This window comes from Polaromonas sp. P1_A2 (assembly GCF_056406895.1).
This window is the reverse complement of record NZ_JBFTZI010000003.1, coordinates 369169-390265: the sequence shown is the minus strand read 5'-3', so window position 1 is coordinate 390265 and position 21097 is coordinate 369169. Positions and strand designations below refer to the sequence as shown.

21 protein-coding genes are annotated in these 21097 nt (G+C 62.9%); 14 read left to right on the top strand and 7 right to left on the bottom strand.

All coding sequences use genetic code 11. From position 1 onward, the window contains the following. Positions 1–148 precede the first annotated feature (148 nt). Positions 149–1348 carry a DesA family fatty acid desaturase gene (locus AC1D09_RS13865; protein WP_477661252.1) on the top strand — a complete coding sequence of 400 codons (1200 nt, stop codon included), beginning with the start codon at positions 149–151 and terminating at the stop codon, positions 1346–1348. Between the two features lie 191 nt (positions 1349–1539). Here the strand turns inward: AC1D09_RS13865 and rpmG are convergent, their stop codons facing one another. The 3 genes from rpmG to trxB all read right to left on the bottom strand — a co-directional run bounded on the left by rpmG (position 1540) and on the right by trxB (position 3062). After that, a complete protein-coding gene (gene rpmG / locus AC1D09_RS13860; RefSeq protein ID WP_007863188.1) occupies positions 1540–1707 on the bottom strand; it encodes a 50S ribosomal protein L33 in 168 nt (55 codons plus the stop codon). An 11-nt stretch (positions 1708–1718) separates the two neighbouring features. Next, a complete protein-coding gene (gene rpmB, locus AC1D09_RS13855; protein ID WP_413329935.1) occupies positions 1719–1952 on the bottom strand; it encodes a 50S ribosomal protein L28 in 234 nt (77 codons plus the stop codon). Positions 1953–2117: 165 nt separating this feature from the next. Beyond that, complete coding sequence (gene trxB, locus AC1D09_RS13850) at positions 2118–3062, bottom strand: thioredoxin-disulfide reductase (RefSeq protein WP_477701097.1); 945 nt, start codon at positions 3060–3062, stop codon at positions 2118–2120. Positions 3063–3236: 174 nt separating this feature from the next. Here trxB and AC1D09_RS13845 point away from each other — a divergent pair, with 174 nt between their 5' ends. From AC1D09_RS13845 to lolA, 3 genes are all read left to right on the top strand, one after another. Continuing rightward, on the top strand, positions 3237–3914 hold the full coding sequence (locus AC1D09_RS13845; RefSeq protein WP_007863182.1) for a Crp/Fnr family transcriptional regulator: 678 nt from the start codon (positions 3237–3239) through the stop codon (positions 3912–3914). Positions 3915–4002: 88 nt separating this feature from the next. Beyond that, entirely contained in the window at positions 4003–6342 is a 2340-nt protein-coding gene (locus tag AC1D09_RS13840; RefSeq protein ID WP_477661250.1) for a DNA translocase FtsK, read from the top strand. A gap of 5 nt (positions 6343–6347) precedes the next feature. Beyond that, entirely contained in the window at positions 6348–6992 is a 645-nt protein-coding gene (lolA, locus tag AC1D09_RS13835; protein WP_477661249.1) for an outer membrane lipoprotein periplasmic chaperone LolA, read from the top strand. 13 nt (positions 6993–7005) lie between these two features. On the opposite strand, the gene AC1D09_RS13830 is transcribed toward lolA, so the two are convergent. Beyond that, on the bottom strand, positions 7006–7386 hold the full coding sequence (locus AC1D09_RS13830; protein WP_477661248.1) for a nuclear transport factor 2 family protein: 381 nt from the start codon (positions 7384–7386) through the stop codon (positions 7006–7008). Between the two features lie 130 nt (positions 7387–7516). Between AC1D09_RS13830 and AC1D09_RS13825 the strand changes: the two genes are divergently transcribed. The 3 genes from AC1D09_RS13825 (at position 7517) to AC1D09_RS13815 (ending at position 11235) form a co-directional block, all read left to right on the top strand. Beyond that, on the top strand, positions 7517–8818 hold the full coding sequence (locus tag AC1D09_RS13825) for a replication-associated recombination protein A (protein ID WP_477661247.1): 1302 nt from the start codon (positions 7517–7519) through the stop codon (positions 8816–8818). Positions 8819–8999: 181 nt separating this feature from the next. Continuing rightward, on the top strand, positions 9000–10139 hold the full coding sequence (locus AC1D09_RS13820; protein ID WP_477661246.1) for a branched-chain amino acid ABC transporter substrate-binding protein: 1140 nt from the start codon (positions 9000–9002) through the stop codon (positions 10137–10139). A 97-nt stretch (positions 10140–10236) separates the two neighbouring features. Next, positions 10237–11235, top strand: coding sequence for an asparaginase (locus tag AC1D09_RS13815; protein ID WP_477661245.1), 999 nt, complete (start codon positions 10237–10239; stop codon positions 11233–11235). Between the two features lie 33 nt (positions 11236–11268). Here AC1D09_RS13815 and AC1D09_RS13810 read toward each other — a convergent pair whose 3' ends face one another. Then, the gene (locus AC1D09_RS13810; RefSeq protein ID WP_477661244.1) at positions 11269–12162 is read right to left on the bottom strand and encodes a LysR family transcriptional regulator; all 894 of its coding nucleotides are present in this window, start codon (positions 12160–12162) and stop codon (positions 11269–11271) included. A 351-nt stretch (positions 12163–12513) separates the two neighbouring features. On the opposite strand from AC1D09_RS13810, the gene AC1D09_RS13805 reads away from it, so the two are divergent. The 5 genes from AC1D09_RS13805 (at position 12514) to AC1D09_RS13785 (ending at position 16684) form a co-directional block, all read left to right on the top strand. After that, the gene (locus AC1D09_RS13805) at positions 12514–13443 is read left to right on the top strand and encodes a branched-chain amino acid ABC transporter permease (protein ID WP_413329891.1); all 930 of its coding nucleotides are present in this window, start codon (positions 12514–12516) and stop codon (positions 13441–13443) included. Between the two features lie 34 nt (positions 13444–13477). Further along, positions 13478–14596 (top strand): ABC transporter permease subunit, encoded by a 1119-nt coding sequence (locus AC1D09_RS13800; protein WP_007863161.1) that lies wholly within the window; start codon positions 13478–13480, stop codon positions 14594–14596. A gap of 11 nt (positions 14597–14607) precedes the next feature. Then, positions 14608–15375 carry an ABC transporter ATP-binding protein gene (locus tag AC1D09_RS13795; protein ID WP_477661243.1) on the top strand — a complete coding sequence of 256 codons (768 nt, stop codon included), beginning with the start codon at positions 14608–14610 and terminating at the stop codon, positions 15373–15375. Positions 15376–15389: 14 nt separating this feature from the next. Then, positions 15390–16109 (top strand): ABC transporter ATP-binding protein, encoded by a 720-nt coding sequence (locus tag AC1D09_RS13790; RefSeq protein WP_074578237.1) that lies wholly within the window; start codon positions 15390–15392, stop codon positions 16107–16109. Positions 16110–16282: 173 nt separating this feature from the next. Further along, positions 16283–16684: a DUF2845 domain-containing protein gene (locus tag AC1D09_RS13785; protein WP_477661242.1), complete on the top strand. Its 402-nt coding sequence runs from the start codon at positions 16283–16285 to the stop codon at positions 16682–16684. 276 nt (positions 16685–16960) lie between these two features. On the opposite strand, the gene AC1D09_RS13780 is transcribed toward AC1D09_RS13785, so the two are convergent. Beyond that, positions 16961–17959: a Bug family tripartite tricarboxylate transporter substrate binding protein gene (locus tag AC1D09_RS13780; protein WP_477661241.1), complete on the bottom strand. Its 999-nt coding sequence runs from the start codon at positions 17957–17959 to the stop codon at positions 16961–16963. Positions 17960–18130: 171 nt separating this feature from the next. Here AC1D09_RS13780 and AC1D09_RS13775 point away from each other — a divergent pair, with 171 nt between their 5' ends. Then, positions 18131–18499 (top strand): hypothetical protein, encoded by a 369-nt coding sequence (locus AC1D09_RS13775; RefSeq protein ID WP_477661240.1) that lies wholly within the window; start codon positions 18131–18133, stop codon positions 18497–18499. A 132-nt stretch (positions 18500–18631) separates the two neighbouring features. Here AC1D09_RS13775 and AC1D09_RS13770 read toward each other — a convergent pair whose 3' ends face one another. Then, positions 18632–19684 carry a CDP-6-deoxy-delta-3,4-glucoseen reductase gene (locus AC1D09_RS13770; protein WP_477661239.1) on the bottom strand — a complete coding sequence of 351 codons (1053 nt, stop codon included), beginning with the start codon at positions 19682–19684 and terminating at the stop codon, positions 18632–18634. 60 nt (positions 19685–19744) lie between these two features. Between AC1D09_RS13770 and AC1D09_RS13765 the strand changes: the two genes are divergently transcribed. Further along, positions 19745–20671 (top strand): NAD-dependent epimerase/dehydratase family protein, encoded by a 927-nt coding sequence (locus tag AC1D09_RS13765; RefSeq protein WP_477661238.1) that lies wholly within the window; start codon positions 19745–19747, stop codon positions 20669–20671. Positions 20672–21097 lie beyond the last annotated feature (426 nt).

Below are 21097 nucleotides of genomic sequence, written 5' to 3'. Positions count from 1 at the left end.
GTGATTTTTCGCACTGATTTGCCCCTTCGCCTGTACCTCTGGTGACTTGGTGTTTGCAGGGCTTCGCCTTACAATAAGACCTTGTCTGGTGCAGCGCCTGGAGACAAATTTGGATGGGCGGCTGGTGCAGGTTGTTTAAAGGATTTTTATGATTTTGTTTGATGCCGCCCTCGACTGGCTGGCAAATGGCCTGCTCGCCGCCAGCTGGTGGCAAATCGTGTTGTACGCCCTGGTGACCACCCACATCACCATCGCCAGCGTGACGATTTACCTGCACCGCCACCAGGCGCACCGCGCCATGGACTTGCACGCGATCCCCTCGCATTTTTTCCGCTTCTGGCTCTGGTTGGGTACCGGCCAGGTGACCAAGGAATGGGTGTCCATTCACCGCAAGCACCACGCCAAGTGCGAAACCCTGGAAGATCCGCATAGCCCGCAAGCCCACGGCATCAAGAAGGTGTTCTGGGAAGGCGCCGAGCTGTACCGCGCCGAAAGCAAGAACAAGGAAACCATGACCAAGTACGGCCATGGCACGCCCAACGACTGGCTGGAACGCAATGTCTACACCCGCTACAGCTGGCAGGGCGTGGGCCTGATGATGATCATCGACCTGGCCTTCTTCGGCGCGGCAGGCCTGGCGGTCTGGGCGGTTCAGATGGCCTGGATTCCCGTGACGGCGGCCGGCATCATCAATGGTATCGGCCACTACTGGGGCTACCGCAACTTTGAGGCGCCCGACGCCAGCACCAATATCTCGCCCTGGGGCATCATGATCGGCGGCGAGGAACTGCACAACAACCACCACACCTACCCGACCTCGGCCAAGTTCTCGGTCAAGCCCTATGAGTTCGACATCGGCTGGATTTACATCCGCGCCCTCGAAAAAATGGGCCTGGCCGCCGTGAAAAAGGTTCCGCCCAAGCTCCAGCTGGGCTCCATCCAGCCCGTGGCTGACGAGAAAACGCTGGAAGCCCTGATCGCCCACCGCTACGAAGTGATGGCCGGTTTTGCGCGCGAACTGCGCCGTGCCGGCAAGGCCGAAATCGAAGTGCTGAAGGCCAAAAAAGCCGACGTGTCCGTGCTGCGCGCGGCCAACCGCTGGCTGCACCGCGACGACGACAAGGTGCCTGCGGCCGCCAAGCCGCAACTGGCCCAGGCCCGCGCCGAGCATCCCGTGCTCGACAAGATGGTCACCATGCGTGAAGAACTGCGCCAGATGTGGATGAGCACCTCGGCCTCCCGCGAACAGCTCGCGACCGACCTGCAGGCCTGGTGCCACCGCGCGGAAGAAAGCGGCATTGCCGCGCTGCGCGAATTCTCGCTGAAGCTGCGCGCCGCCCGCGCCTGATCACCCCTGCCGCTGGCTTGAGCCGGCGTGCCGCCCCCTTTCAAGCCGCCTCCGTGTTGATTCACGGGGGCGGTTTTGTTTTGTGGGCGTATCACCCTGGGCTGGCGACTGGCAGGAGAGGGCGGCGGGAAAATCGCCGGCCATAAAAAAACCCGCCGGGATGCGGCGGGTTTTTTGTGGAAAGAGCCGAATTACTTCAGCTTGATTTCCTTGTATTCCACGTGCTTGCGTGCCTTGGGATCAAACTTCATGATCAGCATCTTGTCGGGCGTGGTCTTCTTGTTCTTGGTGGTCGTGTAGAAGTGACCGGTGCCGGCGGTGGATTCCAGCTTGATTTTTTCGCGTGCGCCTTTTGCCATGATGGTGCTCCTTAAGCTTGGCCGCGTGCGCGCAGGTCTGCGAGCACGGTATCAATGCCCTTCTTGTCGATCAGGCGCAGTGCAGCGCTCGAAACGCGCAGGCGGACCCAGCGGTTTTCGCTCTCGACCCAGAAACGACGGTATTGCAGGTTCACGAGGAACCGGCGCTTGGTTTTGTTGTTGGCGTGGGAAACGTTGTTTCCGACCATTGGGCCTTTGCCCGTTACTTCACATACGCGTGCCATATGCACTCCAGTACTTTTCAACAGCAGTCATGTCGCAAGGCACTTGCTGCCTGTCGTCATTCCTGCCTCACCTCGCCAGAATAGGGTGGCGGTAACCCGAGACTGCCAAACCGGCCCTTTTGGGGTCAAATTTAGCAAAGCCTTGAATTATAAGGGATTTTTTGCTTACTCTGCTTGTTCGAGGAAACGCTGGGCGTCCAGGGCCGCCATGCAGCCGGTTCCGGCGCTGGTGATAGCCTGGCGGTAGACATGGTCCTGCACGTCGCCGGCGGCGAAAACGCCGGGCACGCTGGTCATGGTGGCAAAGCCCTGCAGCCCGGTTTTGGTGATGATGTAGCCGTCCTTCATCTCCAGCTGGCCGGCAAAGATGTCGGTATTGGGCTGGTGGCCGATCGCGATAAAGCAACCCTTGAGCGTGAGATCCTGCGTGGCGTCGCTTTGGGTGCTTTTGAGGCGCACGCCGGTCACGCCCGAGGCGTCGCCCAGCACCTGGTCCAGCGTGTGGTGCAGCTTGAGCTCGATCTTGCCGGCCTTGACCTTCTCGTGCAGCTTGTCGATCAGGATGGCTTCGGCCTTGAATTTGTCGCGGCGGTGCACCAGCGTGACCTTGCTGGCGATGTTGGACAGGTATAGCGCCTCTTCCACGGCGGTATTGCCGCCGCCCACCACGCAGACTTCCTGGCCGCGGTAGAAGAAGCCGTCGCAGGTGGCGCAGCCGGAAACGCCGCGGCCCATGAAGGCGCTTTCCGACTCCAGCCCCAGGTATTTGGCGGAGGCGCCGGTGGCGATGATCAGCGTGTCGCAGGTGTAGGTCCCGCTGTCCCCGGTGAGGGTGAAGGGGCGCTTGCTGAAATCGACCTTGTTGATGTGGTCAAAAATAATCTCGGTCTTGAAGCGTTCCGCGTGCTCGAGAAAGCGCTGCATCAGATCCGGCCCCTGCACGCCATGCACGTCGGCCGGCCAGTTGTCGACCTCGGTGGTGGTCATGAGCTGGCCGCCCTGCGCGATGCCGGTGATCAGCACCGGGTTGAGGTTGGCGCGTGCCGCGTAGACGGCCGCGGTGTAGCCGGCAGGCCCCGAACCGAGGATTAAGACGCTTGAATGTTTCATGTTGAAAAACTGATTGGGAAAGTGTAAGAACTCGGGTAGAGTCGTGCCGCATAAGCGCAGCGCAAGGTAAAACCGTCGAGGTAGTACTTTTGCGGCATTTGGTTTTATAAATTACGTGCCATTGTAAGAACTCACGCGACGTCCCGTTGTTTGTGAGGTTGGGAGATATCAGATATGACGACGATGGTGTCCAACCTGGAATTGATTCGCCGGGTACCCCTTTTCTCCGTTTTGACGGCCGCCCAGGCCGCCTCCGTCGCCGATACGGTGGTCAAGCGCCGCTTCAAGCGCGGCGAGCCCATCGTCGAGCAGGGCAAGAAGTCCAACGCGCTGTCCATCATCCTGACGGGCCGGGCCCGCGTCGTCACCACCGATGCCCGCGGGCGCGAGGTCATCCTGGCCACCATGCACCCCGGCGACTACGTCGGCGAGATGAGCTTGATCGACAACGAACCGCATTCGGCCACGGTGCGCGCCGAGATCCAGACCGACGCCCTGATCCTGGGCCGCCTCGAATTCGCGCGTTGCCTGCCCGAGAACAGCTCCATGGCCTATGCCGTGCTCAAGGGCCTGGTGCAGCGCCTGCGCCACGCCGACCGGCAGATCGAATCGCTGGCCCTGATGGACGTGTACGGCCGTGTGGCCAGGGCCTTGCTGGAGTTCGCCAGCGACGACGGCACCGGCAACACCGTGATCCGCGACAAGGTCTCGCGCCAGGACCTGGCCAAGATGGTCGGCGCCTCGCGCGAGATGGTCAGCCGGGTCATGAAAGACCTGGAAGAGCGCGGCTTCATCGAAACCCGGGACGACGGCTCCGTCCTCGTGAAAGAGCGCCTGCATACCCTGGGTTAACACGCCCGGCCGATCGCCCGCCACCCATTTGGCGCCCGTGGCGCTCCTTCAAGGCTTGCACTCAACTGCGGTAAGCTTCAAGTGAGCCATGACTTACTCACTCGATACCCTGAACTCCAGAAACTCCCCCGCCACGGGCGCGCCCGGCGGCATCAAACGCTTTGCCCATGAAGTCAGCCTGATCCTGGGCCTGCTCGGCCTGGTTTTCTGGCTGGCCGCCTTGCTCAGCTATTCGCCGCAGGATGCGGCCTGGTCGACCTCCGGCACCGCGCAAGCCGTGGCCGGCGGCCATGCCGCGACCCTCAACTGGGGCGGGCGCGTGGGCGCCTGGCTGGCCGACGCCAGTTATTACCTGCTGGGCTTTTCGGTCTGGTGGGCGCTGGCCGCGGGCGGCCAGGCCTGGCTGAGGTCGCTGGCGCGCTGGCTGCGCGGCGAACCCCTGGCGGCCGGGGAGTCCCACCGCATCCGCTTCTGGCTCAGCCTGCTGCTGCTGCTGCTGGCCAGCGCGGCGCTGGAGTGGTCGCGGCTTTACCGCTTTGAATTCAAGCTGCCCGGCCATGCCGGCGGGGTGCTGGGCTACCTGGCCGGTGCCCAGGGCGAGAAGTGGCTGGGATTTGCCGGCTCCGGCCTGGTGTTTATCGCGCTGGGTGTCATTGCCGTGTCGGCGGTCTTCGGTTTTTCGTGGGCCCATGTGGCGCTTCGTGTAGGCGCCTGGATAGACAACCTGATCGATTCGCGCCGCGAAAAGCGCGAAATCGCCCAGGACCTGGCCTTCGGCAAGCTGGCCGCCCGCGAGCGCGAGGAGACCCTGATCGACGAACGCATCGAAATCGAGGAACACCACCCGGTGCCGGTGCTGATCGAGCCCGTGCTGGTCGACATTCCCAAAAGCGAGCGCGTGGCCAAGGAGCGGCAAAAGCCGCTTTTCAGCGAAATGCCCGACTCCAAGCTGCCGCAGGTCGACCTGCTGGACGGCGCGCTGAGCCGCCAGGAGACCGTGGCTCCCGAAACCCTGGAGATGACCTCGCGCTTGATCGAGAAAAAACTCAAGGACTTCGGCGTCGAGGTGCGTGTGGTTGCCGCCGCGCCAGGCCCGGTCATCACGCGCTACGAGATTGAGCCCGCCACCGGCGTCAAGGGCTCGCAGGTCGTCAACCTGGCCAAGGACCTGGCGCGCGCATTGAGTTTGGTGTCGATCCGCGTGATCGAAACCATTCCGGGCAAGAACTACATGGCACTGGAGCTGCCCAACGCCAAGCGCCAGTCCATCAAGCTCAGCGAAATCCTGGGCTCGCAGGTGTACAACGAGGCCAAGTCCCTGCTCACCATAGGCCTGGGCAAGGACATCAGCGGCGCCGCCGTGGTGGCAGACCTGGCCAAGATGCCGCACTGCCTGGTGGCCGGCACCACCGGCTCGGGCAAATCGGTCGGCATTAACGCCATGATCCTGAGCCTGCTTTACAAGGCTGATGCGCGCGACGTGCGCCTGCTGCTGATAGACCCCAAGATGCTGGAAATGAGCGTCTACGAGGGCATTCCGCACCTGCTGGCCCCGGTGGTCACCGACATGCGACAGGCCGCCCACGGCCTGAACTGGTGTGTGGCCGAGATGGAAAAGCGCTACAAGCTCATGAGCAAGCTGGGCGTGCGCAACCTGGCCGGTTTCAACGCCAAGATCGACGAAGCCAAGGCCAAGGGCGAATTCATCTACAACCCCTTCAGCCTCACGCCCGAACAGCCCGAACCCCTGGAACGCCTGCCTTACATCGTGGTGGTGATCGACGAGCTGGCCGACCTGATGATGGTGGTCGGCAAGAAGATCGAAGAACTGATCGCCCGCCTGGCGCAAAAAGCCCGGGCCGCCGGCATCCACCTGGTGCTGGCCACGCAGCGCCCCAGCGTGGATGTGATCACCGGCCTGATCAAGGCCAACATCCCGACCCGCCTGTCCTTCCAGGTCAGCAGCAAGATCGACAGCCGCACCATCCTGGACCAGATGGGCGCCGAGGCTTTGTTAGGAATGGGTGACATGCTTTACATGCCGAGTGGTACAGGCTTTCCAATCCGGGTGCATGGTGCGTTTGTGAGTGATGACGAAGTGCACCGCGTGGTGGCCTACCTCAAGCAGCAGGGCGAACCCAATTACATCGACGGCGTGCTCGAAGGCGGCACGGTCGACGGGGAAGACGGCGACCTGCTGGGCGAGGGTGGCAACGGCGGCAGCGGCGAGAAAGACCCGATGTACGACCAGGCCGTGGAGGTCGTGCTGAAGAACCGCAAGGCCAGCATTTCGCTGGTGCAGCGTCACCTCAAGATCGGCTACAACCGCGCCGCGCGGCTGGTCGAAGACATGGAAAAAGCCGGGCTGGTCAGCGCCATGAGCGGCAGCGGCCAGCGCGACATCCTGGTGCCCGCAAGGGCGGAGTGACGATCATGAAGAAATACCTTGCAATGATGCTGGTGGCGGCTTGCGCCCACCCCGCCTGGGCCGACGGCCTGGACAGCCTGGAGGCTTTCGTCAAGACCGTCAGCAGCGGCCGCGCTGAATTCACCCAGGTCGTCACCGCGCCGGCCAGGGACGGGCAGGCCGCGCGCAGCAAGACCTCCACCGGCACGTTCGAGTTTTCCCGGCCCAACCGCTTTCGCTTCATTTACAAGAAGCCCTTTGAGCAAAGCATCGTGGCCGACGGCCAGACCTTGTGGCTGCACGACGTGGACCTGAACCAGGTCACCTCGCGCAAGCAGTCCAGCGTGCTGGGCTCCACCCCCGCAGCGCTGATTGCCGCGGCGCCCGACCTGCGCGCCCTGCAGGCCGATTTCACGCTGGCCGCCGCGCCCGATGCCGACGGCCTGCAATGGGTGGTGGCCACGCCCAAGAGCAAGGACGGCCAGCTGCAGTCCGTGCGCGTGGGCTTTCGCCCCGGTGAAAAATCCTCCGGCCTGGCCGCGCTCGAGATCACCGACAGCTTCGGCCAGCGCTCGGTGCTGAGTTTCAGCAAGGTCGAGGTCAACCCCAGCCTGCCCGCGGACACCTTCCGCTTCACGCCGCCCAAGGGCGCGGACGTGATCCGGCAGTAAACCAGGCCGGGGCTCAGGCCACCGGGGGTTTGGGAAGGCGCTGCGCGGGATCGTAGAAAAACGTTTCCTCCGCGATGCGCTCGCCCTCCCAGCGCTGCCAGGCGAGTTCTTCCATCTCGGTGCGGCTGCCGTCCTGCCATTCAAAGCGGAAGATCCAGCGGATCACCACGTGGTCGCCGTTGAGCAGGGCGGGGCGCACGCAGGTCGAGGTCAATGACTTCGCCCTTTCCATGACCTTGCGCTCGCCGGTGACCAGGTTGGCACGCCCCACGCGCGGCGCGGCCTGGTTTTCCTGCATGGACGCGTTCTCGGTGTAGAACTCTTCAATGGCCTGGGCATGGGCGTTTTCTTCAACGCGGGCGATAAATCGTTCCAGGGTTTCGCGGCTTGGCATGGGGTTTCCTTTGAAAGGGTGTGATGGGGTTGTACACGAGTTACCCCAAGCCTGCAGCCGGTCCCGCGCGTGGCTTAGACTCATGGCATCCCAGTTCCCCACCCCCTGATCTCCCGTTTCCCACCTGCCCGTGAAAGCCGCGTCCTCCACCCACCAGCCCCTGGCCGAGCGCCTGCGCCCGCAAAACCTGGGCGAAGTCATAGGCCAGCAGCATCTGCTGGGCGAAGGCATGCCGCTGCGCATCGCGTTCGAGTCCGGCCAGCCGCACAGCTGCATCCTCTGGGGCCCGCCCGGCGTGGGCAAGACCACCATCGCGCGCCTGATGGCCAGCAGCTTTGACGCGCACTTCATCACCATTTCGGCCGTGCTGGGCGGCGTCAAGGACATCCGCGAAGCGGTGGAGCAGGCCAGTATCTGGCAGGCCCAGGGCGGGCGGCGCACCATCGTGTTTGTCGACGAGGTGCACCGCTTCAACAAAAGCCAGCAGGATGCCTTCCTGCCGCACGTGGAGAGCGGCCTTTTCACCTTCATAGGCGCCACCACCGAAAACCCCTCGTTCGAGGTCAACTCGGCCCTGCTGTCGCGCGCCGTGGTTTATGTGCTGCAGCCGCTGGGGGAGGCCGACCTGAAGCAGATCGTGGACAAGGTGCTGGCCGAAAACGCGCTGCCGGCCATCACCGCCATCGATGCGCAGGCCGTGGACCGCCTCGTGGCCTATGCCGACGGCGATGCGCGCCGCCTGCTCAATACGCTGGAGTCGCTCAGCGTGGCGGCCAAGGCCGAGAAGGTCACCGAAGTCACCGACGCCTGGCTGCTCAAGGTGCTGGGCGAGCGCCTGCGCCGCTACGACAAGGGCGGCGAGCAGTTCTACGACACCATCTCGGCCCTGCACAAGTCGGTGCGCGGCTCGGACCCCGACGCCGCGCTCTACTGGTTCATGCGCATGCTCGACGGCGGCGCCGAGCCGCGCTACATGGCGCGCCGGCTGGTGCGCATGGCCAGCGAGGACATAGGGCTGGCCGACCCGCGCGCGCTGCGCCTGGCACTGGACGCGGCCGAGGTCTATGAGCGCCTGGGCTCCCCCGAAGGCGAGCTGGCCCTGGCCCAGTGCGTGATCTACCTGGCGGTGGCGCCCAAGTCCAACGCGGTCTACAAGGCCTTCAACGAAGCCAAGGCGTTTATCAGCAAGGACGGCACCCGCCCGGTGCCCCTGCATTTGCGCAATGCACCAACAAAGCTCATGAAGCAGCTCGACTACGGCAAAAACTACCGTTACGCCCACGACGAGGAAGACGGCTTCGCCGCCGGCGAAAACTACTTTCCCGACGGCATGCAGGCCCCTGGCTTTTACCGGCCGGTCAACAGGGGGCTGGAAATGAAAATCGCTGAAAAGCTCGAGCAGCTGCGGGCAAGGAACGACGCTAAGAAATAAGCCGCGCGCGGCGGGTTGAGGTGGAGGATTGCCGGCGGGCAGCGAGGTGCGGCTCAGCCGATGCGGATCAGCGCTCCCCAAAACAGCGCATACGCTTTCTGCATGGCGTGCCTCGTCTGCGCATGCGTGAGGAGAAATCCCCGTTTGATACTACCAACTCATCAATTCATCAGGAGTCGGTATGTCGTCAGGTTCTTGCATAAAAAGCATTCTTTCGGTGCTGGCAGTTGTTTCGGCAACTTCGGCCTTCGCCCAGGAAAAAATCAAAATTGCCATCGTCGGACCTTTGTCCGGCCAGGCGGCGAACTACGGAAAAGACAACGAGCGTGGCGCGCAGCTGGCCATTGACGACCTCAACGCCAGCCAGTTCAAGATCGGCGGCAAGGCCGTAAAGTTTGAACTGGTGTCCGAAGACGACCAGGCCGACCCGAAGCAGGGAACCGCCGTTGCACAAAAACTGGTGGACAGCGGCGTCAACGGTGTTGTGGGGCACAACAACAGCGGCACCACGATTCCCGCCGCCCGCATCTACAGCGAAGCGGGCCTTCCGCATATCACCCCGGCGGCCTCCAACCCGAAGCTCACCCAGCTGGGCTACAAAACCACCTTCCGCACCATTGCCCATGACGGGATGATCGGTAGCGCCCTGGCTGTGTTTGCGTCGACCAAACTCAAGCTTCAAAAAGTCGCGTTGATTGACGACCGCACGGCATATGGCCAGGGCCTGGCGGATGAGTTTGAAAAAACCTTCAAATCGCTGGGCGGTGAAGTCGTCACGCGTGAATTTACCAATGACAAGGCAAGCGATTTCTCGCCCATCCTGACGACGATCAAAGGCAAGAAAGCCCAGGCTGTTTTTTTTGGCGGGCTTGATGGGCAGGCCGGGTCCATGCTTCGCCAGATGGCCCAGTTGGGAATGGGGCAACTTCCTTTCATGGGCGGTGACGGCGTCTGCACCGGCGATCTGCCCAAGCTGGGTGCGCAGGCTGTCGGGAAGAACGTTATTTGCGGCGACGGCGGCGAGGCCTTGATGGATATGAAAGGCGGCCCCGGTTTTGCAAAACGCTACAAGGCTGCTTACGGTGCCGAGGTCGTGGTGTATGCGCCTTATGCCTATGACAACGTCATGATATTGGCCAATGCCATGCGTGCGGCCGGTTCGGCGGAGCCCGCGAAATACCTGGCGTATGTCGGCAAGACAAAGCACGAGGGCATCACCGGGCATATCGAGTTTGACGGAACCGGCCAGCGCAAGAATGCCGCCGTCACCTTGTCTACCTACCCCCAGGGCATCAAGACCACGCTTGTCACGATGAAGTGACGCGCCTGCGCCCGGAAAGTCCCCGCACCCCTGAAAGACTGCGGCGCCGATTTCGCCGCCGTCTTCCTGGTGCGCCTAACGCAATTGCTGAACATTGATGCCAAAAATAAAAATTGCCGTTCTGGGAACTGGGGGCACCATCGCGGGCGAAGCCGATTCCGCGGCGGACGTACTCAATTACCAGGATTCACAGCTCTCCGCGGCCGACACGCTGGCGCCTTTGAGGCCTTATTTGCCCGGGAACGTCGAGCTGCTCGTGATCCAGATCAGCCAGCTGGGCAGCGAAAACTTCTCCACCGATACATGGCTCGGCCTGGCTGACGCGATGACCCGGCTGGAGGAAACCGAAGCTCCCGATGGCTTTGTGCTGACGCAAGGGACCGATACGCTGGAGGAGACCGCCTACTTTCTGCACCTGGCGATCAAGACGCCCAAGCCGGTCGTGGTGGTGGGGGCCATGCGGCCGGCAACGGCCCTCAGTGCGGATGGTCCTCTGAATCTCTTGCGAGCGGTGCAACTGGCCGCCAACCCTCTTGCGCGAGGCCTGGGTGTGATGGTGGTTGCAAACGAGCGGATCTTTTCGGCCCGTGAAGTGACCAAGTCCCACACCTCCTCGATTGACAGTTTTGGGAGCCCGGAATTTGGTTGCGTCGGCTATATGCAAAACGGCGAGGTCAAGCTGCACCGGATGCCGTCGCGTCAGCACACGGTGGATTCGCCTTTCAGCGTGGCCGGCCTGCGCAGCCTGCCGAAGGTGGATATTGTTTATGCCTACGCCGGCGCCGGCTGTGAAAGTATTCGCGCATTCCTGAACCACGGCGCGCGCGGCCTGGTGCATGCGGGCACTGGAAATGGTTCCATCTCCAGTGTTCACCAGGCGGCTTATCGCGAGGCGATTCTCCGGGGCATACCTGTGGTACGGAGCTCCCGCACCGGGAGCGGCCTTGTCTCGCGCAATGGCGCGATGAACGACGATGCCTTTGGCAGCGTTGGCGCCGACACGCTCAGCCCGCAAAAAGCCCGCGTGCTGCTCTGCCTGGCATTGACCTTGACGCAGGATGCGGTGCAGCTGCAGCGCTATTTCGACAGCTACTGACCCGCCCCGATGTCGGCAACCATCTCAGCTCATTCAGCTACCGTGAATCAGACTCGCCTGGGCCTTGAAGTGTTCCATAAACTTTCTTTCATGCAGGCCAGCCTGGTGTGTGACCAGTCGCATCGCGGCGACCCTGATGGGTACTTCAGGCGCAAAGGGCAAAACCTGCGCTCCGAGCACCTTGCCCAGCGCACCGGTCAGGGAGTCGACCAATGCCACCCCCAAGCCTTGCATGGCCAGGTGCATGGCGACCACGCTGGTTTCGACCGAAACATTGCGGGTGAGCGCAATGTCGGCCATCCCGTCCGTCTGGGCAATCAGCGAGGCCACGAGGTCATCCTTGCTCAATCCAATGATGTTGCAGGAGCCGAGGTCCTGGATGGAGATGGATTTTTTGGATTTGGAAAAATAACCCGATGTGGAGACTGAACAAAAGTGGGCCTGGAGCAGGTCCGTGGTGTCGAGCGCCGCGTGCGCGACCGGTTCATAAACAAACCCGATATCGACCTGGCCGGCCAGAAGCGCCTCGACAAGAGAGTCGTAGTGGTAGGTTTCCAGCGTCAGCTTGCATTTGGGATATTGCTCGATGAAGGACCTCACGGCGCTGGGCAAGACGGCTGTGGCCAGCGAGGGCACGGCTGCGATCCTCAACTGCTTGATGCCTCCGTTGCGCAGCCCGGCTGCCAGCGAGGAGGCATGGCTCATGCATTCCATGATTTTCAGGATCGCCGGGCGCAGCTGCTGGGCTTCGTCGGTCGGCGCCATGCGTCCTTGCTGGCGGTGAAACAGAAGAAAGCCGAGTTCAGTTTCCGCGCTGGAAATCAGGCGGGATACGGCCGGCTGGGAGAGATTGAGCATCTTTGCCGCGCCGGTGACGGTGCCGCAAAGAAATACCGCGTTGATGGCCTCGTATTTATGGAATCGCATGTCGGATTTTAAAAATGGACGGCTTGCGGGGCATCAGGGGTTTGCCGCAATGGGGCGCGGCTCGATGTCGCATTAGGTGGGATTTTCAAAGAGTAACCAACATAAGACTGACTAATGAAAAGTTAAAAATCGATGTTTCACCAAATGTTAAGGGTAAACCCCGCGAAAACCGCCTGCTTGGCCCGATTCTCGCTTAACACCGATGGCTACAATTTGCGGATTAGCTCGCCATTCAGCAGCCAACCGGCTTTGATGGGCGGGCTTTTTGTTAACTCGCGCCAGCCACCGGTGATCCCGGCGGCAGGTGCCGCCAGACTGAGTTGGCATTTCATTTACATGGGAGAGTGAGTTATGGAAGTATTGCTACAGCAGATCATCAACGGTCTGGTCCTGGGCAGCATGTATGCCCTGATCGCGCTGGGCTACACGATGGTGTACGGCATCATCAACCTGATCAATTTCGCGCACGGCGAGGTTTTGATGGTGGGGGCGCTGACCAGCTGGACCATCATCCGCTGGATGCAGGAGGCCATGCCGGGCGCGCCGGGCTGGCTGATTTTGCTGATATCGCTGCTGATCGCCTTTGTCGTCTGCGGAGCCCTGAACTTCGCGATTGAAAAAATCGCCTACCGGCCGCTGCGAAACTCCCCCAAACTGGCCCCGCTGATCACCGCCATCGGCATGTCGCTGCTGCTGCAGACGCTGGCCATGATCATCTGGAAACCCAACTACAAACCCTATCCCACCCTGCTGCCCACCGAGCCCTTCCAGGTCGGCGGCGCTGTCATCACGGTGACCCAGCTCTTCATCCTGGGCGCCACCGCCGTCTCCCTCTCCGTGCTGATGTGGCTGGTGCACTACACCAAGCTGGGCCGCGCCATGCGGGCCACCGCCGAGAACCCGCGCGTGGCGGCGCTCATGGGCGTCAAGCCCGACACCGTCATCTCCGCCACCTTCATCATCGGCGCCGTCCTGGCGGCGCTGGCCGGTGTGATGTACGCCTCCAACTATGGCACGGTGCAGCACACCATGGGTTTCTTGCCCGGCCTCAAGGCCTTCACGGCCGCCGTGTTCGGCGGCATCGGCAACCTCGGCGGCGCGGTGCTGGGCGGCATCCTGCTGGGCCTGATCGAGTCGATTGGCGCGGGTTATATCGGGCCGCTGACCGGCGGCGTGCTGGGCAGCCAGTACTCCGACATCTTCGCTTTTATCGTGCTGATTTTTGTCCTCACGCTGCGGCCTTCGGGCTTGCTCGGTGAGCGTGTGGCGGACCGGGCCTGAAGGCCCTGCCATCCGGTACACAAGGAGAATATTGATGAATTCCACACAATCGAAAAAACTGGTGACCTTCCTGGTCGTCGCGGCGGCGCTGCTGGTGCTGCCCCTGATCCTGCAGCAGGGCGGCAATGCCTGGGTGCGCATTGTCGACATGGCACTGCTCTATGTACTGCTGGCGCTGGGCCTGAACATCGTGGTCGGCTACGCCGGCCTGCTGGACCTGGGCTATGTCGCCTTCTTCGCCGTCGGCGCCTATCTGTTCGCGCTGCTCGGTTCACCCCACCTGGCCGATGCCTTCCCCTGGATCGCGGCGCAGTTCCCGAACGGGCTGCATTTGCCGATCTGGGCCATCATCCCGGCCGCCGCGGCGCTTGCCGGTTTCTTTGGCGTGGTGCTGGGCGCCCCGACCCTCAAGCTGCGCGGCGACTACCTGGCCATCGTGACGCTGGGCTTTGGTGAAATCATCCGGGTGTTCCTGAACAACCTGGACCGCCCCATCAACCTGACCAACGGTCCCAAGGGCATCAACCAGATCGACTCGATGAAGTTCTTCGGCTTCGACCTGGGCAAGCCGCATGAGTTCTTCGGCATCGAGGTCAACTCGGTATCCATGTACTACTACCTGTTCCTGGTGCTGGTGATCGTCTCGGTCGTCATCTGCCACCGCCTGGAAAACTCCCGCATAGGCCGCGCCTGGATGGCCATCCGCGAAGACGAGATCGCCGCCAAGGCCATGGGCATCAACACCCGCAACATGAAGCTGCTGGCTTTCGGCATGGGCGCCACCTTCGGCGGCGTGTCCGGCTCGATGTTCGCGGCCTTCCAGGGCTTTGTGTCGCCCGAATCCTTCAGCCTGATGGAATCCGTCATGATCGTCGCCATGGTGGTGCTGGGCGGCATAGGCCACCTGCCCGGCGTCATTCTGGGCGCCTTGCTGCTGGCCGCCCTGCCCGAAGTGCTGCGCCATGTGGCCGGCCCGCTGCAGGCCATGACCGACGGCCGCCTCGACTCCGCCATCCTGCGCCAGCTGCTGATCGCGCTGGCCATGATCACCATCATGCTGATGCGTCCGCGCGGCCTCTGGCCCTCCGCCGAACACGGCAAGTCGCTGAACAAGGTCGTCGGCAAAGACCCCATCCAGTCAATCAACCCCTAAGGAGAATGGACATGAGCGAAACCATTCTTAAAGTCTCCGGTGTCTCCAAGCGCTTTGGCGGCTTGCAAGCCCTGAGCGATGTCGGTATCCACATCCAGCGCGGCCAGGTTTACGGCCTGATCGGCCCCAACGGCGCCGGCAAGACCACTTTCTTCAACGTGCTGACCGGCCTTTACACGCCCGACAGCGGCACTTTTGAACTTGCCGGCAAGGCCTACAAGCCCACGGCCGTGCATGAAGTCGCCAAGGCCGGCATCGCCCGCACCTTCCAGAACATCCGGCTCTTCGCCGACATGACGGCCCTGGAAAACGTGATGGTTGGCCGGCATATCCGCACGCAGTCCGGCCTCATGGGCGCGGTGTTCCGCACGCCCGGCTTCAAGCACGAGGAAGCCGCCATCGCCAAGCGCTCGCAGGAACTGCTCGACTACGTGGGCATCGGCAAATATGCCGACTTCAAGGCCCGCACGCTGAGCTACGGCGACCAGCGCCGCCTGGAAATCGCCCGGGCGCTGGCCACCGACCCGCAACTGATCGCGCTCGACGAGCCGGCCGCCGGCATGAACGCCACCGAAAAAGTGCAGCTGCGCGAACTGATAGACCGTATCCGCAAGGACAACCGCACCATCCTGCTGATCGAGCATGACGTCAAGCTGGTCATGGGCCTGTGCGACCGCGTCACCGTGCTCGACTACGGCAAGCAGATTGCCGAAGGCGCGCCCGCCGAAGTGCAAAAAGACGAAAAAGTGATCACCGCCTATCTGGGCACCGGTCATTGAAGGAAAACAACAACATGGCAGCTAACACACTCCTCAAAGTGACCGGCCTGAAAGTCGCCTACGGCGGCATCCAGGCGGTTAAGGGCGTGGACTTCGAAGTCCACGACGGCGAACTGGTCACGCTGATCGGCTCCAACGGCGCCGGCAAGACCACCACCATGAAAGCCATCACCGGCACCCTGCCGATGCTGGACGGTGACATCGAATACCTGGGTAAAAGCATCAAGGGCCGCGGCGCCTGGGACCTGGTCAAGGAAGGCCTGGCCATGGTGCCGGAGGGCCGCGGCGTGTTCACCCGCATGACCATCACCGAAAACCTGCAGATGGGTGCCTACATCCGCAGCGACAAGGCCGGTATCGCCGAAGACATCGAAAAGATGTTCGTGCTGTTCCCGCGCCTGCGCGAGCGCAAGGACCAGCTGGCCGGCACCATGTCCGGCGGCGAACAGCAGATGCTGGCCATGGGCCGCGCGCTGATGAGCCGGCCCAAGGTGCTGCTGCTCGATGAGCCCTCCATGGGTCTGTCGCCCATCATGGTCGACAAGATCTTCGAGGTCGTGAAGGACGTCTCTTCGCGCGGCGTGACGGTGCTGCTGGTCGAGCAGAATGCCAGCCGCGCGCTGGGCATCGCCAACCGCGGTTACGTCATGGAGTCCGGCAACGTCACCATGAACGGCGACGCCAAGCAGCTGCTCAGCGACCCGCGCGTGCGCGCCGCCTACCTCGGCGAGTAAGCCGTTGTTTTGCGCCAGCCCGCGCGCCGCAAGGCGCCGCGGGACGCGCATTACAGCCGTAACACCGGCAGGCCGGCCCGGGGCCACAAATGCCTTGCGGCGCCAAATCTTTGCGCATAAAGTTCAAAGGGTGCGCCGCACGCGCATCTTTACTGAACCCTGGGAAACAAAAAATGAATCCAATCATTGTCCGCGCCGCCGCCTTCACCCTGGCTTTCCTGGCTTCGTCCGCATTCACCGGCGTCTCTGCCCAATCGCTGCGCTGCAAGGGCGACCTTGCGCAGATCGGCAACTCCAAGGGCACCATTTTGCAAAAATGCGGTGAGCCCGTCATGAAAGACAGCTTCTGCAAGCCCGTGCAGGAAACCGTCTCCAGCGCACCCGTCACCACGCCGACGGTGCCCAGCACCTCCGGCAGCGCAACGGCCAGCGCCACCGCCAACGTCACGGTCAACACCTGCCAGCAGGTTGAGGAATGGACTTACAACCCCGGTTATGGGCAGTTCATGACCATGCTGTTGTTTGAGGGCGGCTCCCTCAAAAGCATCCGCTACGGTGATCGTGTGACCCGATAACGTGGCCCCCACGGTCGCTCACTGCGTGTAGCTTTCGAGGCCTTGCAGGCCGCGGCTCGCGAGACGCTTCACCTCTGTCGCCCGTCCAAGCCTGCGCGGGCAGGCTTGGAGCCGCGGGCTCCAGCCCCTCGGGGGCCGCTGCGCCTACGGCCCGGCAAAGCCGGTTCCGTGGCCCCTGCTGGTTTAAGAGTCCGTAGCGAAGGCAATTAAAAAAGGCCGGCTCCCTTTCTGGGAGCTGGCCTTTTTCATAGGCGCTGGATTGCTCAACGCCTCGGATCAATCCACCTTGGCGCCGGAGGCCTTCACCACTTTTTCATACTTGGCCAGCTCGCTTTTCATGAAGGCGCCGAACTGCTCGGGCGTGCTGCCCACGGGTTCGGCCATCAGCGTGGCGAAGCGAGACTTGGCTTCGGGGGAGTTCAGCGCGGCGACAAAGGCATGGTTGAGTTTGGTCACCACGTCCTTGGGTGTGCCCGCGGGCGCCACCAGGCCCCACCAGGTGTCGATCTCAAACCCCTTGAGCGTCTCGGCCACCGCCGGCACTTCGGGCAGCATGGCGCTGCGCTTGGCCGTGGTCACGGCCAGGGCCTTGAGCTTGCCGGCCTTGATGTTGGCCGAGGCGGTGGCAAGGTTGTCGAAGTTGTAGTCGACCTGGCCGCTGAGCAGCGCCAGCTGGGCCGGGTTGCCGCCGTTGTAGGGGATGTGCAGCGCGAAGATGCCGGCCTGGGCCTTGAACATCTCGCCGGCCAGGTGGCCCGCGCTGCCGTTGCCGCCGCTGGCGTAGTTGAGCTTGGCCGGGTTGGCCTTGGCGTATTTGATCAGGTCGGCCAGCGTATTGATATTGAGGCGCCGCGCGGTGTCGGCGTTCATTACCAGCACATTGGGCACACGCACCATCTGCGTGATGGGCGCGAAATCGGTGGCCGCGTTGTACGGCATCTTGCTGTAAAGCCAGGGGTTGATGGCATGCGTGGCCACCGCCGAGATGCCGACCGTGAGGCCGTCGGGTTGGGCCTTGGCGATCGCGTCGACGCCGATGTTGCCGCCGCCGCCCGGCTTGTTTTCAATGATCACGGTGCCCAGCGAGTCTTTCACGCGCTCGGCCATCAGGCGGGCGGTTGCGTCGATGGGGCCGCCGGCCGCATAGGGCACGATGATGCGCATGATCTTGGCCTGGGCCAGTGCCGCGGCGGGCGACAGGGCCGCGCCGGCCATGAAAACAACGGCCAGGCTTTTGGCCAGCAAGGAGGGGAGGGTGAGGGGTCGAATATTCATTGCCCTATTGTTGCAAAAAAGTTTGACGCGCCACGCCCCCGGTCTGGAACATCACGGTTACAGCATCTTTACCTGCGAGACATGGACGCCCGGCGGCCGCGCCGCGTTGGGGGGTCATGAGGCGCCCGCTTCATGTTTTCTCAACCTCAACCTCAAACTCAAGGAAACCCCATGAAGATTCACACCCTTGTCGCCGCCCTTGCAATGGCTACCGGTGGCCTTGCCTTTGCCCAGGCGCCCGCCGCCCCCGCGGCGCCCAAAGACCCGCTGGCCACGCCCCGCATCGACCAGCGCCAGGCCAACCAGGAAAAGCGCATTGACCAGGGCGTCAGCTCGGGCGCGCTGACTGCCAAGGAAACGGCCAAGCTCGACAAGCGCGAGACCAAAATCGAAGCTGACAAGCTGGCCGCCAAATCCGACGGCAAGGTCACCAAGGCCGAACGCCGCAAACTCAAACACGAAGAAAACCGCGCCAGCGCCGCCATCCGCCGCCAGAAGCACGACCGGCAGGTCGCGCCCGCACCCGCCAAAGCCGGCTGAACTTCGCCGCCCTTGGCCCGCGCATAAAAAAAGCCCCGGCTGATGCATCAGCCGGGGCGTTTCTTTTTCTTCTTCTTTTATTCTTCTTGTTTGTTGGGGGGGCAAGAACCTGTTTAGGCCATAAACAGGTTCTTAGGCTTGCGCGGGAACGGTCGCCTGGGATTTTTCCTTTTCAGTCACAAAAGAGTCGGCATAAAACTCGTCTTCCGGCAGGCCGGCTGCGGTGTAGGCGGCCTGGGCCGAGTCCACCACGATGGGCGCGCCGCAGGCATACACCTGGTGGCCCGACAGGTCGGCGAAATCCTCCAGCACGGCCTGGTGGACAAAGCCGGTGCGGCCGGTCCAGTTGTCCTCGGGCAGGGCATTGGACACCACCGGAACGTAACGCAAATTCGGCATTTCCGCGGTCTTGGTTTTCACCCATTCGTCCATGTACAGGTCGGCCGGGCGGCGGCCGCCCCAGTAGAGCACGGCCGGGCGCGTGATGCCCTTGAACTGCAGGTGCTCGATCAGCGCCTTGATAGGCGCAAAACCGGTGCCCGAAGCCAGCAGCACCATGGGCTTGTCGCTGTCTTCGCGCAGGTAGAAGCTGCCGAAAGGGCCTTCGATGCGCAGGATTTCCTTTTCCTTCATGGGGCCGAACACATGCTCGGTGAACTTGCCGCCCGGCATGTGGCGGATGTGCAGTTCCACGCCCGGGTTCTCGGCCTGGGTGTGCGGCGCATTGCCCATGGAATAGGCACGGCGGTCGCCGTCGCGCAACAAAAACTCCACGTACTGGCCGGCGTGGTACTTGAACACGTCGCTGGCCGGCAGCTGCAGGCGCACCACCATCACGTCGTGCGAGGCCTTGGCCAGGCTGTTGATGCGCACCGGCATCTTCTTGACCGGAAAGGCGCTTTCGTCGGTCACGTGGCGCGACTCGATGACCACGTCGGAATGGGCCGTGGCGCAGCAGGTGAGGATGAACCCGGCGGCTTCTTCCTCGGGCGACAGGGCCTTGGCCTGGTGCGCGCCGTGGGTCACCGTGCCTTCGAGTTTTTTGGATTTGCAGGAACCGCAGGCGCCGTCCTTGCAGCCGTAGGGCAGGCCTATGCCCTGGCGTATGGCGGCGGCCAGCAGGGCTTCGTCCACCTGGGCGATGAAAGTCCGGCCGCTGGGCTGCACGGTCACGTTAAAGCTCATATTCGGTATCCTTGCGGTAACTGTTCTCGACTTGGCCGGTTTTCCCGGCAACCCCCAATTTTGCCCTCAAACTTAAGTCCTTTAGGTGCACTGCCTTCCCGCTTCCGCAGGGAGCGCATTTTGATCATCGGTTGCGGCGACGTGGGCCTGCGCGCGGCCCGGCAGCTGCCGCGCAACGCCAGGCTCATGGCACTCACCTCGTCGGCCGTGCGCGTGCCCGAACTCCGGTCCCGGGGCATCACGCCGCTGCGGGGCAACCTGGACGACGGCGCCTCGCTGCGCCGCCTGGCGGGCCTGGCCACCCGGGTGCTGCACCTGGCGCCGCCCCCGAACGACAAAGCCGAGCTGCGCAGCGACCCGCGCACACTGGCCCTGCTGCGCGCCCTGCGGCTGCGCGGCCTGCCGCGCTCCCTGGTCTATGCCTCCACCAGCGGGGTTTACGGTGACTGCGGCGGCGAATGGGTGCGTGAAACCCGGCCGCTGAACGCCCTCACGCCGCGCGCCGAGCGCCGCGTGCATGCCGAGGCGCATGTGCGGCTGTTCGGCCGGGCCACCGGCACCCGGGTGCACCTGCTGCGCATTCCGGGCATTTACGCACCCGACCGCGAAGGCGGCACGCCGCGCGGCCGGCTGCTCAAGGGCACGCCGGTGCTGCGCGCCGAGGACGACGTCTACACCAACCATATCCACGCCGACGACCTGGCCCGCGCCTGCCTCGCGGCGCTGTGGCGCGGCAAGCCGCAACGCGCCAGCAATGCCAGCGATGACACCCAGCTCAAGATGGGCGACTACTTTGACCTGGCCGCCGGCCTTTACGGCCTGCCGCGGCCGCCGCGCCTGGCACGCGGCAGCGCCCAGCAAGAGCTGCCCGGGGTGCTCCTGAGTTTCATGAGTGAATCGCGCCGGCTGGACAACAGCCGCCTCAAGCGCGAATTGCGGCTTCGCCTGCGCTACCCGACGGTGGAAATCGGCCTGCGCGATCGCTGAAAAACGCCGGGTTGAAGCAATGTGGCCCGCTTTCGCGCCACTTCGCCTTTTGTAACTGTATGTTTTTTGCAACGACGTGGCGGTCAAATGTTACAACCAAAGAGGTAACCATTTGAAACAAAAGGCTCCGACCCGGAACCGTTTCTATTAACCGTAAAAAGATCTTTTTTTGAGCTGATCTGCTGCGATTCCTTTCTGCATACCATCACTTCGACCGACCCTTCTCTTTCAATCGACTGACAAAGGGGGTCTTGCGGAGTGTGAAAAATGCACAAAAAAAATTCGAGGGGCAGCGCAAAAGCTGCAGGAGTTGTAACAAGAATTGGCCAGCAGGCCCTCGCGGCTCCGCCATTTCTTGACGCGCTGGGCCGGGCCGCCGGCCGCACGGCAGGCCGATGGGCGCTGCGCAAACCCGCAACGGCGGTT

What these genes read in the sequence shown, in the direction of transcription:
- AC1D09_RS13865 (WP_477661252.1), top strand. Translation starts at nt 149, where the DNA reads ATGATTTTGTTTGATGCCGCCCTCGACTGGCTGGCAAATGGCCTGCTC.
- rpmG (WP_007863188.1), bottom strand. Translation starts at nt 1,707, where the DNA reads ATGGCAAAAGGCGCACGCGAAAAAATCAAGCTGGAATCCACCGCCGGC.
- rpmB (WP_413329935.1), bottom strand. Translation starts at nt 1,952, where the DNA reads ATGGCACGCGTATGTGAAGTAACGGGCAAAGGCCCAATGGTCGGAAAC.
- trxB (WP_477701097.1), bottom strand. Translation starts at nt 3,062, where the DNA reads ATGAAACATTCAAGCGTCTTAATCCTCGGTTCGGGGCCTGCCGGCTAC.
- AC1D09_RS13845 (WP_007863182.1), top strand. Translation starts at nt 3,237, where the DNA reads ATGACGACGATGGTGTCCAACCTGGAATTGATTCGCCGGGTACCCCTT.
- AC1D09_RS13840 (WP_477661250.1), top strand. Translation starts at nt 4,003, where the DNA reads ATGACTTACTCACTCGATACCCTGAACTCCAGAAACTCCCCCGCCACG.
- lolA (WP_477661249.1), top strand. Translation starts at nt 6,348, where the DNA reads ATGAAGAAATACCTTGCAATGATGCTGGTGGCGGCTTGCGCCCACCCC.
- AC1D09_RS13830 (WP_477661248.1), bottom strand. Translation starts at nt 7,386, where the DNA reads ATGCCAAGCCGCGAAACCCTGGAACGATTTATCGCCCGCGTTGAAGAA.
- AC1D09_RS13820 (WP_477661246.1), top strand. Translation starts at nt 9,000, where the DNA reads ATGTCGTCAGGTTCTTGCATAAAAAGCATTCTTTCGGTGCTGGCAGTT.
- AC1D09_RS13815 (WP_477661245.1), top strand. Translation starts at nt 10,237, where the DNA reads ATGCCAAAAATAAAAATTGCCGTTCTGGGAACTGGGGGCACCATCGCG.
- AC1D09_RS13810 (WP_477661244.1), bottom strand. Translation starts at nt 12,162, where the DNA reads ATGCGATTCCATAAATACGAGGCCATCAACGCGGTATTTCTTTGCGGC.
- AC1D09_RS13805 (WP_413329891.1), top strand. Translation starts at nt 12,514, where the DNA reads ATGGAAGTATTGCTACAGCAGATCATCAACGGTCTGGTCCTGGGCAGC.
- AC1D09_RS13800 (WP_007863161.1), top strand. Translation starts at nt 13,478, where the DNA reads ATGAATTCCACACAATCGAAAAAACTGGTGACCTTCCTGGTCGTCGCG.
- AC1D09_RS13795 (WP_477661243.1), top strand. Translation starts at nt 14,608, where the DNA reads ATGAGCGAAACCATTCTTAAAGTCTCCGGTGTCTCCAAGCGCTTTGGC.
- AC1D09_RS13790 (WP_074578237.1), top strand. Translation starts at nt 15,390, where the DNA reads ATGGCAGCTAACACACTCCTCAAAGTGACCGGCCTGAAAGTCGCCTAC.
- AC1D09_RS13785 (WP_477661242.1), top strand. Translation starts at nt 16,283, where the DNA reads ATGAATCCAATCATTGTCCGCGCCGCCGCCTTCACCCTGGCTTTCCTG.
- AC1D09_RS13780 (WP_477661241.1), bottom strand. Translation starts at nt 17,959, where the DNA reads ATGAATATTCGACCCCTCACCCTCCCCTCCTTGCTGGCCAAAAGCCTG.
- AC1D09_RS13775 (WP_477661240.1), top strand. Translation starts at nt 18,131, where the DNA reads ATGAAGATTCACACCCTTGTCGCCGCCCTTGCAATGGCTACCGGTGGC.
- AC1D09_RS13770 (WP_477661239.1), bottom strand. Translation starts at nt 19,684, where the DNA reads ATGAGCTTTAACGTGACCGTGCAGCCCAGCGGCCGGACTTTCATCGCC.